The 13,800-nt window shown below is 34.8% G+C and carries 14 protein-coding genes; all 14 read left to right on the top strand.

The features are described 5' to 3' along the window. Window positions 1-351: 351 nt before the first annotated feature. The gene (locus C1Y58_RS04100; RefSeq protein WP_157949940.1) at window positions 352-756 is read left to right on the top strand and encodes a cupin domain-containing protein; all 405 of its coding nucleotides are present in this window, start codon (window positions 352-354) and stop codon (window positions 754-756) included. A gap of 53 nt (window positions 757-809) precedes the next feature. Next, window positions 810-1,889 carry a TRAP transporter substrate-binding protein gene (locus tag C1Y58_RS04095; protein ID WP_207655700.1) on the top strand — a complete coding sequence of 360 codons (1,080 nt, stop codon included), beginning with the start codon at window positions 810-812 and terminating at the stop codon, window positions 1,887-1,889. A gap of 92 nt (window positions 1,890-1,981) precedes the next feature. Beyond that, on the top strand, window positions 1,982-3,262 hold the full coding sequence (locus C1Y58_RS04090; protein ID WP_105614701.1) for a TRAP transporter large permease: 1,281 nt from the start codon (window positions 1,982-1,984) through the stop codon (window positions 3,260-3,262). Window positions 3,263-3,289: 27 nt separating this feature from the next. Next, window positions 3,290-3,805 (top strand): TRAP transporter small permease, encoded by a 516-nt coding sequence (locus tag C1Y58_RS04085; protein WP_105614700.1) that lies wholly within the window; start codon window positions 3,290-3,292, stop codon window positions 3,803-3,805. Continuing rightward, window positions 3,795-4,637: a 5-dehydro-4-deoxy-D-glucuronate isomerase gene (kduI, locus tag C1Y58_RS04080; protein WP_105614699.1), complete on the top strand. Its 843-nt coding sequence runs from the start codon at window positions 3,795-3,797 to the stop codon at window positions 4,635-4,637. The genes C1Y58_RS04085 and kduI overlap by 11 nt, the downstream gene beginning before the upstream one ends. A gap of 9 nt (window positions 4,638-4,646) precedes the next feature. After that, window positions 4,647-5,408: a 2-dehydro-3-deoxy-D-gluconate 5-dehydrogenase KduD gene (gene kduD, locus C1Y58_RS04075; protein WP_105614698.1), complete on the top strand. Its 762-nt coding sequence runs from the start codon at window positions 4,647-4,649 to the stop codon at window positions 5,406-5,408. A gap of 12 nt (window positions 5,409-5,420) precedes the next feature. Then, the gene (locus C1Y58_RS04070; RefSeq protein ID WP_157949939.1) at window positions 5,421-6,149 is read left to right on the top strand and encodes an SDR family NAD(P)-dependent oxidoreductase; all 729 of its coding nucleotides are present in this window, start codon (window positions 5,421-5,423) and stop codon (window positions 6,147-6,149) included. 156 nt (window positions 6,150-6,305) lie between these two features. Continuing rightward, window positions 6,306-7,334, top strand: coding sequence for a TRAP transporter substrate-binding protein (locus tag C1Y58_RS04065; protein ID WP_105614696.1), 1,029 nt, complete (start codon window positions 6,306-6,308; stop codon window positions 7,332-7,334). A 27-nt stretch (window positions 7,335-7,361) separates the two neighbouring features. Next, entirely contained in the window at window positions 7,362-8,354 is a 993-nt protein-coding gene (locus C1Y58_RS04060; protein ID WP_105614695.1) for an AEC family transporter, read from the top strand. Window positions 8,355-8,489: 135 nt separating this feature from the next. Beyond that, complete coding sequence (locus C1Y58_RS04055; protein WP_170311509.1) at window positions 8,490-9,185, top strand: response regulator transcription factor; 696 nt, start codon at window positions 8,490-8,492, stop codon at window positions 9,183-9,185. Next, window positions 9,148-10,947: a sensor histidine kinase gene (locus tag C1Y58_RS04050; RefSeq protein WP_105614693.1), complete on the top strand. Its 1,800-nt coding sequence runs from the start codon at window positions 9,148-9,150 to the stop codon at window positions 10,945-10,947. The genes C1Y58_RS04055 and C1Y58_RS04050 overlap by 38 nt, the downstream gene beginning before the upstream one ends. A 516-nt stretch (window positions 10,948-11,463) precedes the next feature. Then, window positions 11,464-12,492 carry a hypothetical protein gene (locus tag C1Y58_RS04045; protein ID WP_105614692.1) on the top strand — a complete coding sequence of 343 codons (1,029 nt, stop codon included), beginning with the start codon at window positions 11,464-11,466 and terminating at the stop codon, window positions 12,490-12,492. Window positions 12,493-12,634: 142 nt separating this feature from the next. Beyond that, entirely contained in the window at window positions 12,635-13,357 is a 723-nt protein-coding gene (locus C1Y58_RS04040) for an AzlC family ABC transporter permease (RefSeq protein ID WP_105614691.1), read from the top strand. After that, window positions 13,347-13,655 (top strand): AzlD domain-containing protein, encoded by a 309-nt coding sequence (locus C1Y58_RS04035; RefSeq protein ID WP_105614690.1) that lies wholly within the window; start codon window positions 13,347-13,349, stop codon window positions 13,653-13,655. Before C1Y58_RS04040 ends, C1Y58_RS04035 begins: the two co-directional genes overlap by 11 nt. Window positions 13,656-13,800 lie beyond the last annotated feature (145 nt).

Here is a 13,800-nt window from a genome sequence, read left to right as displayed (position 1 = left end):
GAGTAAAGCTTTTTTGTATTTTAGTGTAGGAAAGTACTGCGTTTTGCTTATAAAGGTAATTAGGCATCGAACCTCATTACTTTTGATATATTTCGCTACACGAAATAATCAAGCAAGGAACCATACTTTTCTTGTAAATGGCTAGATGATAAATAATGATGGGTGTTGCAAAAAAAGATGGTTGAGCCATAGAAAGCCCTTAAAACAAGGGTTTTTTAAAGCTGTCATATTAAAAAAGGTCAATGACTGTATAAAAAGGGATGCTAGAAAAGGGGCTCAAATCATGTCAGCATTAAAGTACGCAAGGCACTTGAGATGCCAAGCAACAACTTAAAAAGGAGGGCATGTAACATGTCAGAAAACAACAAACAATATGTATACAGCATTGAGGATTTACCAGATACAGTTATTGTACCTGAAGAAAATATTACGACTAAGTTTTTAGTTGGTGACAATCTAATGGTGAGTTTTATTGAAGTACCAGAGGGAGCAACTTTTCCAATACATACCCATGACGCAGAACAAATTATGATCGTTCTCGAAGGTATTGAGGAGCATGAGGTAGGTGGTAAGAAAATAAGGATGACAGCTGGAGACGTTTGCGTACATCCACCAGGAGTACCACATGGAGGACATACACCAACAGGTATTAAAGCAATTGATATATTTGCACCACCTCGCGTATCACATGTTGAATTAATGAAGGAGCAAGGTACTTATCCAGATGAGAATGGGGTTTATCCAAAGAAAAAGTAATCATTTTATTTTGCTATATATAATTTAGAAACTTATATAGGGGGAGAAACAAAATGTTAAAAATGAAAAAGATCATGAGTTTAGTATTAGCAGTAGTCATGTTAATAAGTTTTGTTGGATGTGGTGCAGAAGAAAAGCCTGCATCAGAAAAAACAGCAGCAAGTACAGAGGAAACTGAAAAGAAAGCAGAAGAGCCAGCAGCTGAACCAGTATCAGATCCAATAATTATTAAGTTAGCACATTATGCAGAAGCAGGACACCCAGCTGATATCGCGGCTAATGAATTTGCTGAAAAGGTTGAAGAGAGAACAGAAGGTCAAGTTGTTATCGAAGTTTATCCAGCCAATATGTTAGGAAGCCCAGATGAAGTATTAGAGCAAAATATCCTTGGAGCCCTTGATATGAGCTTACCAACTCAAGGTCATTTAAGCAAGTATTCACAAAAGTTTGCAACGGTTATGATGCCATTTGTATTCAATGATTATGACCATGTTTATAAAGTTTTAGATGGTCCTTTCATGGAATGGGCATCACCAGATTTAGAAGCTCAAGGTTTGGTATTCTTATCTAACTGGGATTGGGGATTTAGAAATATTACCAATAATCAGCGTGAGATTAACTCACCTGATGATGTAGTAGGTCTTAAACTTAGAACACCACCAGAAGTTCAATTACAGGCAGCTATGGAAGCTTTAGGTGCTAATGTAACACAAATTGCATTCAGTGAATTAATCATGTCTTTGAAGCAAGGTGTTGTTGACGGACAGGAAAACCCATTATCCGTTATCTACTACAATAATCTATTTGAAGCACAAGACAATTTAGCCATTACACAACATGTTTATAACTCTATGGTTAACGTTATGAGCAAAAAGACATGGGATACTCTAACTGAAGAGCAACAAGCCATTGTGAAGGAAGAAAGTATTAATGCAGGTAATAAAATGCGTACCATGATGCAAGAACAAGATCAAGAATTAATCAGCAAGTTAGAAGCAGAAGGTATGAAAGTTACTTATCCTGACAGATCATTATTTAAAGATCAAATGCAACCAGCTTATGATGCAATCGCTGATTATGCAGGTCAAGAAAATGTTGATGCATTCTTAAAAATGTGCGAAGACAATCAATAAATAGAATCAAGATATAAATCGGATCAATGCGACAATTAGTCGCATTGATCAATTAATAATAACTTAAATGATCAAACAAGTAGGTGAAATAATTGATAGCATTCTTAATTTTTATCGTGTTAGTGGGATTGATACTACTGGGTGTACCCATTGCAGTAAGTTTGGGAATTACATCAATTGGTGCTTTCATTGCATTAGGCGAAGGACAGAATTTACTCATGATGGCTCAAAGGATGTATTCTTCTACAACTGGTTTTACGTTACTTGCCATACCTTTTTTCATTTTAGCAGGTAATCTAATGAACACTGGAGGCATAACCAAGAAGATATTTGATTTTGCAGAGTCCTGCGTAGGGCATGTTTGGGGAGGGCTTGGGCAGGTTAATATACTTGCCAGTGTTATCTTCTCGGGAATGTCAGGTGCTGCTGTTGCAGATGCAGCAGGGTTAGGTATGATTGAAATAAAAGCCATGACAGATAGCGGCTATGACAAGCAATTTTCAGCAGCTATTACAGCTGCGTCATCCACCATTGGACCAGTTATACCACCGAGTATTCCTTTTGTTATATACGGTGCAATGACCGGTGTTTCCGTAGGAAGCTTATTTTTAGCAGGTTTTATACCTGGTATTTTAATGGCAGTAACCATGTGTTTTGCTGTTTATTTTGTATCCCGTAAAAGAAATTATCCAAGGCAAGAAAAAAAGCCTTTATCAATTCGTCTAGAGGCTTTTAAAAAGGCTATTCTACCTTTGATGACCCCCATCATTATCATTGGAGGTATCTTAAGTGGCTGGTTTACAGCAACTGAAGCAGCTATTATAGCTTGTATTTATGCCATGATCTTAGGTGGGCTTGTGTATAAAGAAATAAAATTGAAGGACTTAATAAAAATACTTACCAATACTGTGGTACATACAGTCAAGGTCATGTTTATCATATCAGCAGCAGGATTCTTTGGATGGTTATTAACCTATCTGAAGATACCAGAAGGAATCATTCGAGGACTTACCTCTATTAGTGATAATAAGTACATTATTTTATTAATCATCATTATGATCCTTGTTGTACTAGGTTGTTTCTTGGAAGGCATTGCAGTGTTACTGATTACCATACCGATTTTCATGCCTATTATTCTTCAACTAGGTGTCGACCCTATTCAATTTGGAGTCATCATGATTCTTGCATCTATGATTGGGTTGCTATCTCCACCAGTAGGTATGTGCCTTTATGCAGTGGCTAGTATCAGTGATGTGAAAGTCGGTGCTTTGAGTAAAGAAGTATTGCCTTATATGCTAGGAATCTTCTTAGTGTTATTATCAGTAGCATTTATACCACAAATTTCTCTCATTCTACCAAGTATATTTGGTTAGTAGTGTGACAGTTGGAGGTTATTTTAAATGAATATATTAGCAAAGATTGATAAAGTAATCGATGCGTCTCTGAAGAGTATCACTTTAATATGTCTCATTACTCTATTTATTCTTCTGTCTCTTAACGTGTTCTTTCGATTTGTTCCTGTTTACTCCATGGGATGGTTTGATGAGATTGTAGAATTGTCATTTGCTTATTTAAGCTTTTTTGGTGCAGCTTTTCTATGGAAGAGGAGAGATCATTCAAGAATTGATTTTATAGTAGAGAAGTATTCTAATACGAAAATAGAGTACTTTGTTGAACTGGGAATTAATATACTAGGTCTTATTTTTGTATTATTCTTATTCTGGTTCAGTATGGATTTAATTGCACGCGCTACAGCGTGGTCGCCCATATTTAAAATATCACGAAAAGTTTTTTATTTATGTCTTCCATTATCAGCAGCTGTTATGGCTATCTATGCATTCAAGGATATCATCATTTATACAGCATTGCTGTTTGGAAAAGACTTGAGAAGTAAGGAGGCTTACAATGATTATTAGAGAACCATCAAATTCAAAAGATGCAAAGCATTATACAACGGATCGATTAAGAGAAGAGTTTTTGATTAGCGGTTTATTTACGAAAGATACTGTCAAGAGAGTATATAGTCATATTGATCGCATTATAACCATGGGTTTCTGTCCGGCAGATAAAGAGATTTCCATCCATGATGACATAGATACCATGAAAAATCTAGGAACAACTTATTTCTTAGAGCGAAGAGAGTTAGGTATGATCAACATCGGTGGTAAGGGAACTGTTACAGTAGATGGGACAGAGTATGAGTTGAATCCAAGAGATGGTTTATACATTGGAATGGGTGCAAAAGATATCGTCTTTGGTAGTGATGACAGTGGTAATCCAGCTAAATTCTATGCTCTAAGTGCTCCAGCTCATAGGACCTATCCAAATGTTCATATTGATATGACGAAGGCGAAGCAAGTACTTATTGGTGATAGGAAATATTCGAATAAGCGAACTATTTTTCAATACATTCATCCAGAAGTAATGCAGAGTTGCCAATTATCCATGGGATTAACCAAGTTAGAAGAAGGTAATGTATGGAATACCATGCCTTGTCACACTCATGAAAGAAGAATGGAAGTTTATATGTACTGTGATTTATCAGAAGAAAGTGCTGTATTCCATTACATGGGTGAACCATCAGAGACAAGACATATTGTTGTTCGCAATGAAGAAGCGGTTATTTCTCCTAGCTGGTCCATTCATTCAGGATGTGGTACCCAGGCTTATACATTTATCTGGGGAATGGTTGGTGAGAATCAGACTTTTGACGATATGGATCATGTGGATATGAAGACCATGAGATAGGAGGCTATTATGATTTTAAAACAGTTTAGTTTAGAAGGTAAAGTAGCTATCGTAACTGGTTGCAGCACTGGACTTGGTCAAGGGATGACTGTAGGTCTTGCAGAAGCTGGAGCTGATATTGTAGGTGTAGACTATGTTGAAGCAGATGAAACAAAAGCATTAGTAGAAAAGCTTGGTAGAAGCTATTTAGGAATCAAGGCTAACTTATTAACCACGGAGCCAATAGATAGTATTATAGATGCAGTTGTAAAGAAGTATGGTAAGGTTGATATTCTCATTAATAATGCAGGGATCATTCGAAGAGAAGATGCTATAGATTTTACTGAAAAGGATTGGGATGACGTAATGAGCATCAATATAAAAACCTTATTTTTCTTTTCACAAAGAGTTGCCAAACAATTTATAAAGCAAGGTACTGGCGGCAAAATCATTAATATTGCTTCCATGCTTTCCTTCCAAGGTGGCATTCGAGTGCCATCCTATACAGCTAGCAAAAGTGCTGTTATGGGAATTACGAAAGCATTAGCCAATGAATGGGCTCAATACAACATTAACATTAATGCTATCGCTCCAGGTTATATGGCAACCAATAATACTGCTGCATTAAGAGCAGATGTAGATAGAAATAAAGCAATTTTAGATAGAATAACAGCAAATAGATGGGGAGATCCAAAAGATGTAGCTGGACCAGCCGTATTTTTGGCATCAGAAGCAGCTAATTATATCAACGGTTATACAGTAGCTGTTGATGGTGGATGGTTAGCAAGATAGGAGGTTATCAAATTGAAGAAGATTTTATTAACAGGGGCTAGTACTGGTATTGGTGCAGAAGCAGCAAGAGATCTGGCTAAAGGAAATGAGTTGTTTTTGGTGTACAATTCATCCAAAGAAGCGGCAATGAAAGTAGCAGACGAGGTAGAAGCACTTGGTGGAACAGCACAAATCATTCAGTGTGATATTACTACAGAGGAAAATTGTCAGGCTTTGATAGAAGCTATAAAAGAAAAAACGGATTATTTGGATGTATTAATAAACAATGCTGGTGGATTAGTTAGACGACAAGCAGCTGATGCATTAGAGTGGTCATTAATGGAAGAGGTATTTACGTTGAATGCTTTTTCACTATTTAAGATTACATCATTAGCCATACCATTACTTAGAAAAGGTACAGATCCCAATATCGTCAACATTTCCTCCATTGTTATTCGCCATGGTGCTGCAGGTGCAACCATGTACGGTGCAGCAAAAGGAGCTGTTGATGTCTTTACAAGAGGGCTTTCTAAAGAATTAGCCCCTGAGATTAGAACAAATACTGTATCGCCAGGAGTCATTGATACCCCATTCCATAAGAAAGTATCCACTCCTGAGCAAATGGATGCTTGGGCTAGTGGTAACCCATTGAAGAAGAACGGTGAACCAAAGCATATAGTATCAGCAATTAAACTGTGTATAGAAAATGATTTCTTAAACGGGGAAAACATTGATGTTAATGGTGGTGCATGGATCAGGTAATTAGCTGAAATGAGACAGTAGTTTACTGTCTTATTTCCATTAGAAAAACGTGTCTAATTATTGTAAATATGATATGATAAAAGTATGAAGAGGGTATGATAACTTGTTACTATTCAATGGGGATTGATAGAGATTTTGGGGGAGGGTGGAATAATTTTGAACAAATTATTCTTAGTATTATGCTGGTTGACAATTATAAGTACCTTTAGTCTGGGAGGATGTGTATCCGAAAAGGAATCTGAAATAGATCAGGTAAAAGAGCCTATAGAAGTTATAGAGATGAAATTAGGTCATTATGCTGCTAAGGACCATCCTGGTAATATTGCTGCTCAGAAGTTTGCAGAAGCTGTTGAATCAAGAACCAATGGTAGCATCAAAGTGACTGTATTTCCTGACAACCAATTAGGTTCACCACCAGAAATGCTGGAACAAAATATTGTAGGAGCTATTGACATGAGCTTACCAACACAAGGGGCTCTAGATAAATATTCAAAAAAGTTCTCTACAGTCATGATTCCCTTTGCTTTCAAAGATTATGAACATGCTTATAAGGTGCTAGATGGACCATTTAAGGAATGGGTTGAAGGTGATCTAGAGAAGCAAGGTCTTATTTTCTTGTCTAATTGGGAGTACGGTTTTAGAAATATTACTAACAATCTAAGACCCATTAATAGGCCTGAGGATGTTGAAGGTATGAGACTTCGAACACCACCAGAAATTCAACTGCAATCAGCTATGGAAGCTCTAGGTGCTAATGTAACTAAGATCGCTTTCCCAGAAACTTATATGTCCCTTAAACAAGGAGTCGTTGATGGACAAGAAAATCCCGTAGCAGTTATATATCATAATAATTTATACGAAGTCCAACCATATTTAGCCCTGACTCAACACGTTTATAATTCCATGGTTCATATTATTAGTAAGGAAGTTTGGGACCAATTAACAAAAGAACAACAGACTATCATTAGAGAAGAGAGTATAAAAGCAGGCAATTGGATGCGAGAAGAAATGCAAAAACAAGAAGCAGAAATTATTATAAAATTGGAAGAAGAAGGTATGGAAATTACCTATCCAGACAGAGAGTTATTTAAAGCAAAAATGCAATATGCGAATGATGTTATTTCTGTTTACGCTGGTAAAGAAAATGTAGAGACCTTTCTAGAGATGGTGGAAGAAACCAACTAGAAAGGGTTGAAATAGAGGTGCTTACAAATGGAACAAGTCAATATTATCATAGAACAGATTGGCATGTTAGTTCTATTGACTTTGATTGGTATGTATGCAAAGAAAAAAAAGATATTACCTGAAAACGCAAGCCAGACGATTTCCAAAATAATAGTGAATATAACCCTTCCTATTCTAACAGTTCTATCACTAACTAAATATAAGTTTCCTAGTTCCATATGGACAGATGGGTTAGCCATTATTGGATTTGCAATTGCAATCCATCTATTAGCTTATAGTACTGGGGTCTTAGCTTTGACCAGACTTCAACTGACAGCTAAGAAAAGAAATGTATTCCTAGCGCAGCTGATTATAGGCAATACAGTTTTTTTAGCCTTTCCATTAATGCAATCACTCTTTGGTGATACAGGATTGGTTTATGCTTTAATTTATTATTTAGTAAGCTCTACCTTCATATGGACATTGGGAGTCTATCTATTTAATAAACATCATATATCCAATAAGAGAGAGATTTTTAAGTCTTTACTCAATCCTTGTACAATTGCCTTTGCCATAGGTATTTTAGCCATAGTATTGGATATTGATTCACTGATGAGTAGTAATCCTGAGGTTAAGGGTATTTATGATTACATATATCTAACTTTTTCACCGGTAGGTGATATGACGGTAGCCTTATCCATGATCTTTATTGGATTAACCATGGCTAATATTGATTTCAAACAGTTAACTAAAATACTAAAAGATAAATCTATTTGGATATTAGTAGGGATAAAACTATTAATTATTCCCTTTATTATGATGGGATTTCTTGTACTTCTTCCTTTGGAGATATCACTTATAGCTATAACAGTTATTCTCTTAGAATCAGCCATGCCATCAAGTACCATAACAGTAGCAATTGCTTCTGAATACGGAGCTGATTATCAGTATGCTTTGGAAATAGCTGTAGTTACAACAGTAGCAGCCATTATCAGTATACCTGTCATCATCCTTATTTTTAATCAGGTGATACTGGCTTAGAGAGTAATGAATATTTGAAGCTACAAAACTTAACTGAGTTTTGTAGCTTTTTTTAAGTGAATCCCTTTTAATATTACAGGTTTTGTAGTAAGATGGATATACATGAAAAGGCTTTCAAAAAGTAGGAGAAATGGTATGGAACTAAAAGTTTTGGTTGTAGAGGATAATAAAGCACTAAATGATAATATTGTTGATGTTCTAGGTTTTGAGGGGTATGAGTCAGTCAGTGCATTAAACTTCTCTGAAGCTAAGAAGAAGATTAAATCGGATCAATTTCATATTATTTTACTAGACATCATGTTCCCAGGGGGCAGTGGGTACCAGTTAATCCCTTTAATCAGAGAAAAGAGTTTATGTGCAAGAATTTTGATGTTAACTGCACTAAATGATATAGAAAGTAAGCGCATCTGCTATGAAAATGGTGCTGATGATTACATAACGAAGCCTTTTGATTTAAAGGAATTAGTGTATAAACTCAATGCTATTAGAAGGCGTGTTATGTCAAACATGCGGGTATATCATATTGGTGATATAGTCTTTGATTTAGATTTATGTGAACTCAGATGCAAGGAGAAGATAGTTACTCTTTCACCAAGTCAAGTGAAGATATTTAAATTACTTCATCAAAAATATCTACAAAAGACTTATCTTGATAAAAAAGAGATATTTGATACAGATATAGATGAAAGTCATCGCATTCAAACTTTTATCGGAAGATTACGAAATAATTTAGCATACATAAGAAGCGAGAGGGTTTATATTGAAACTATCTACGGAAAGGGTTATCAGTTAGATGTTGTACAATTTAAAAATGAAATTGACTGTAAATAGATATATCAAAGCTATCTTAGTACTGAGTATAGCTGTTCTCAGTATTGGCTTAATCATTCTAGCCCTCGATATAGTCAACAGAAATATTAGTCACTACATAGGAACTACAAATAATACAATAACGGTGAATAACTCTTTTTCTGATGGTCTTTATACAATTGAAGACTTGACTATTCAAGATGATGAAATTGTCCTTAACATATTTAATCAAGAGGGAAAAGAACTATCTCTATTACTTGACTATCTTAAATATCCACATGAGATTTATATAGATGGTGTATTAGTCTCTCAAAATACTGTTGGAGGAGAAGCGACCTTTAACGATGATTTTGCTTATAAGCTATTTGATTTTACAGATAGTGTAAAACTCACTTTAAGAGGTGAAAATCTGCAGTTAACAACTTTTTACCTAGCAGAGAAAAAGCATATGGATCATTACACTGAAGTAAGAACCATCAACTACTGTTTTATTTTTTTATGCTTTGCTTCTATGGGATTAACGAGTCTAATATTCTATTTAAGTAACCGTTATTCCAAATACTTTTTATTACTTGCATTCATTGGCTTCATGTCTGCTTTTAAAGTGATTGTACTTGGGGAATTATTTTTTATTACTGAGATTTTTAAGGTCACATCAAAAAATTATCAGTCTATTAATAATATCACCAGTTTGCTTAATATTTTCTTGCCTATTTTTATTACCATGAATATATATGATATAAAACTAGGACGAAGAAAAAGGGTAGCAGTATACATTTTTCTTGCAGCTATATCCTTGGCTATGTTAGACTTAGAGATCTATGTTAATTGGTTCGGTACAGTCGTATTGGGAACCACTTGTATTGGAGTTATTGTTCAGTTCTATGGTATTGTTATGAAAAAAGAATTTAGACATATCATTCTGCTTAATAATGTAATTTATAGTTCAACATCCTTTTATAAAGATTTTATGGATACAAATCAAATGCCAAAAGGAACCGTCGATTTTCTCTTTCATATAACCTATATTGGAGCAGTTATTTATTTAGCTAGCTTTATTTTAATTTTCTTTTTACGTTATATGAAACAAGTCAAATCTCTCAAAGAAAAGGAGCATGAATTTGAAAGAATATCCCTTTTGAGGGGAATTAGCCATGATCTGAAGTTACCTCTTTCAGTCATTAAGAGCAGTAACCAGATAATTGAGCATTACGATATGCCTTTTGAGCAAAGAAAAAAATATATGAAGACTGGCTTAGAAGCAACTAAAGAATTGGAGAAAATGACTGAGAATATAAACAGCTATTTAAAGATAGGAGCTACCAAGTCAAAAGATATGACTACTAGCATTCATGATAGTTTTGAAAGATTAAAGGATCATTTTGATGTGTATAATCAAGAGAAAAAGTATGATTTCAGTGTTGTGATGGATGAAGAAGATGTTTTATTACCAATGGACCCTGTTCAATTTTATAGAATGGTCTTCAACCTTGTAGATAATGCTTTCAAGTATACAAGAGAAGATGGAAAAATCATCCTTGGATATCGTGTTAAGAAGGATGTAACCATATTTGTTAAAGATAATGGACTTGGCATGACAGAAGAGAAGATTAATAAAATCTTCGATCCATTTTATAGAATAGATACAAGTAGAAGTAATGAAGGATTAGGTCTTGGATTAAGTGTCGTTAAGGGAATTGTAGATAGTGTTAATGGTGAAATTCAGGTTGAAAGCATAATAGATACCGGAACCTTATTTAAGATCATCTTACCTATAAAATAAGGAATAGATAAATCTCACAATCGTGTGAGGTTTTATTTTTTTTAGCTAAATGGAGGTATAATAAGTGGAGATGACAAAATAATAACAATTTACAGTTGGATTTTGACTTGAAATATGCTTGAGTGGACAATATGAAGGGAGTGAAGAATGGGAAAGAATAATTAAATCATACATAGAGAAATTTTGAAAGGTAATTGAAGGATTATAATGTTGTAGAAGTGATTATGGGGTAATAACGATAAAAGTGGTTCGGTAAAGTTGAAGGGGTTAATAGGAGAGGATATAGGTTAATAGAGTGTAAGCAATAAAGAAAAATATGTTTACATGGATTTACTAGTAATTTGGAGATTGAACATACAGATAACAATCTTTAATAAAGGTTGAAGAAAAAAGAATCCTGGACGGTAAAAGGATTCTTTTTTAGTGTAGTAAACCATACTTTCTTGTGTCTGTTCATTGCTATATACATTTTAAAATACTATAATGGAGTTAATAGTGTAGTCAAAGGGTGATAGGATGAATGAGAAAGAGAGACACTTATGCTTGTCTTCTTTAAATGAAGAGCAAAGACAGTTTTTACAGACATATATACGACAATCTAAGTGCGACATTTGGGTAGAGCAGTTAGCTCAACTTAAAGGTATAGAACTCAATTCACGGAATGATACCGACGAACTCAATGACTTTATTTTGGTAGACGTGCTAGATGGTGGGTATGGGAAGAGACCACATCAATGTGAGTGTGGTCGAGCTTTAAGATTCCAGTATATTGTTAAGCATACAAGGAAGGAAATTGAGTTCAAACTAGGTAGTGAATGCTTCAAGAAATTCACCAATATGGATACTTCATTTGTTAAAGATGTTAAGAAGGGATTTAATAAAGTTAACAAGGAATTAGATGATATATTAGAACGATGCACAAGTGGTACATTTAATGTGAATAACTTCTTGATCTATGCAGACTTGATGCCTTCACGCTACGTGGAGCAACTTGAGTTGAATTTGCCTTTATCACAGAAACAGGAAGCAAAGGTTGAGCAATTAATCGTTGAGAAGGAAGCACAATTGGCACAAAAGGAATTACAGGAAACCTATGAAGAAATAAAGGATCAATTATCTGATGAACAATGTGGTCTTCTGGATTCACTATCAGAAGATGAGCGCCATCAAGTTATTATTAGAATGAAGAATGGTGAAGTTATTCATTGCATTGAGGATATAAAAAACATTGACTTTGAAGATATTATCGATAGAAATGAGATTCTTGATAAAAGAAGTAATAAAGCTGCTAGAACACAAAAAAAATCCGTTGATCAAATAAACTATAATACGATCATAGACAGTCATAGAGAATTATTAAGAGCTATTCACGCACGAAGTGAGACCATTCCCTCAAATCTAGTTAAAGAGTGGACAGTCATTAGGGACATGATAGAAAGAGCTAAAAGTGGTGAAGATATTGATGGTGGTGTATTGATACAAAAGCTATTGATTATATCAAATGCGATAGGTATTGATGTTCTTGAGTACTATGAAAAAGGATGAAATAACAATATGAAATAGCCCTAGAATCATGTTTCTAGGTCTTATTTTATTTAATACTCTTTATTGTTTCGATGAAAATATCTTGCGTTATATCAAAAAGTATAGTAAGATAAGTAAAATTTGCAAGTTTAGGAGGGCGTTCATGCAAAAAAGAGAACAAATCAAAGAGGGGATAGTTGTCAGTATACCAATCATCATAGGTTACATCCCTATAGCGATTGCATTTGGTATTTTGAGTAAAAATACAGGAATTACATTAATAGAATGTGTTCTTTTTTCAGCCCTTGTATTTGCAGGAGCTAGTCAATTCATGGCTATAAATTTAATAGGTTTGGGGACAGGTGGACTTGAAATTGTGATGACCACTTTTTTAGTTAACTTCCGACACTTCTTAATGAGTGCATCTTTAATACCAAGGCTGGATCAACCTAAGAAAAAATGGTTTCCATTGATGGCTTTTGGAATTACTGATGAAACTTTTTCTGTTGCTTCATTCCATAATGGTAAGCTTAGTACCGAACTAGTTCTTACTATAGAAATATCTGCTTATTTATCATGGGTTTTAGGTAGTGGGCTGGGTTATATGTTAGAAGGATTGTTACCTGTCATGTTAAGAGAAAGTATGGGAATAGCCCTTTATGCTATGTTTGCCGCATTCTTAATACCTGAAGTCAAGAAATCAAAAAAAGTTTTTCTATTAGCAGTGGGTTCTGGGAGCGTGAATGCTTTTATGGGATGGCTTAATGTCCTTTCAAGTGGCTGGAACATAGTCGTATCCATAGTCGTTGTCTCATTATTAGGTGTATTCCTAACTCAACCTGAAGCGTATCAAGAGGAGCAGGAGGTGACCACTTGTGAGCAGTAAAATATGGATCATTATTGGCATGATGGTAGTGACTTTTTTACCAAGGCTGTTGCCTTTTTATGTAATCTCTAAAATAAAATTGAGCCCAAGGTGGCGCTTATTCCTTACATACATTCCTTATACTTCCCTTGGAGCATTAATCATTCCAGGAGTATTACAAGCCACGCCTACTCTACCAATAGCTGGGGTTTTAGGACTATGTTTTGTATGCCTATATGGGTGGTTCAAAGATGGGGTTATTATACCCGTAGTTGGATCAGTGATTGTTGCGTTTATATTTATGTTGGGTCAGGCCTGAGGTGCAACCGCTATTATTCTGATATCATGGAAGTAGCGGTTGTTTTTTATTTTCTGTTCTTCTATAGTGTATATTCTTTCTTTACCAAACTAGACAGTAAAAGAGAAGAAATAAATTTTTTATTATGCTAAACTGTGTTTAAGGA

This window comes from Vallitalea okinawensis (assembly GCF_002964605.1).
Taxonomy (GTDB): domain Bacteria; phylum Bacillota; class Clostridia; order Lachnospirales; family PQDH01; genus Vallitalea_A; species Vallitalea_A okinawensis.
Note: the sequence above shows the minus strand (reverse complement) of the source record. Positions and strands in the feature narration are given on the sequence as shown.